Here is a 682-nt window from a genome sequence, read left to right as displayed (position 1 = left end):
AGCTCAACGCCGAACTCGACCGCATCGGCAAGAGCACCGCCTTCGGCAAGCAGAACCTGCTCGACGGCACTTTCGGCGCCACGAAGTCGACCACCGGCACGGCGATTGCCGCCAATGGTGACAAGGCAGCCGGTATTCCGACGAGCCTCGCCGGCGGCTTCACTTTCACGCTGGAGAAGGTCGGCGGCTCGGACAAGGACCCGAGTGGCAACTCCCTGGCGGCCGGCGGCACCCCGCCGAACGGCCCCATCACGGTCACCGTGGGAAAGCTGGCCGACGACGCCACGCCGCAGGACCTGGCCAGGGCGGTCAACGAAGGCCTGCAGTCCGCTCTGAAGCAGCACGGCTTCCAGGGCACTGAGGTCTCCATGTCGGCGAAGGTCGACAGCCAGAACAACTCGACGTTCAAGATGTCGGGCGCCGGCGATTTCTCGATCACCAATGCCGGGGACCTGGCCACCGCGCCGGCGGCGGCCGACCCGACCACCGGCCGCAACACCGGCGGCCTGGGCATGGACATGACCACGGCCAACCTCAAGGACACCGGTGGCAACACCGGTAAGTTCCAGGTCGGCGCCAACGCCAACCAGAAGATCGCCATCACGATCGGCGGCGTCGACTCCGAGACGCTCGGCACCGCGGCCCTCGACCTCACCAAGGACCCCGACGCCGCCATCAAGAT

Annotated in this window: 1 pseudogene; it reads left to right on the top strand. The window is 67.6% G+C overall.

Annotated elements, in window-relative coordinates:
- Nucleotides 1-682, top strand: a pseudogene (locus M1L60_RS46730) (flagellin N-terminal helical domain-containing protein); the annotation flags it as partial.

The organism is Paractinoplanes aksuensis (assembly GCF_024137025.1).
Classification (GTDB): domain Bacteria; phylum Actinomycetota; class Actinomycetes; order Mycobacteriales; family Micromonosporaceae; genus Actinoplanes; species Actinoplanes aksuensis.
The sequence above is the reverse complement of the archived record's forward strand: the minus strand, read 5'-3'. Positions and strand labels throughout refer to the sequence as shown.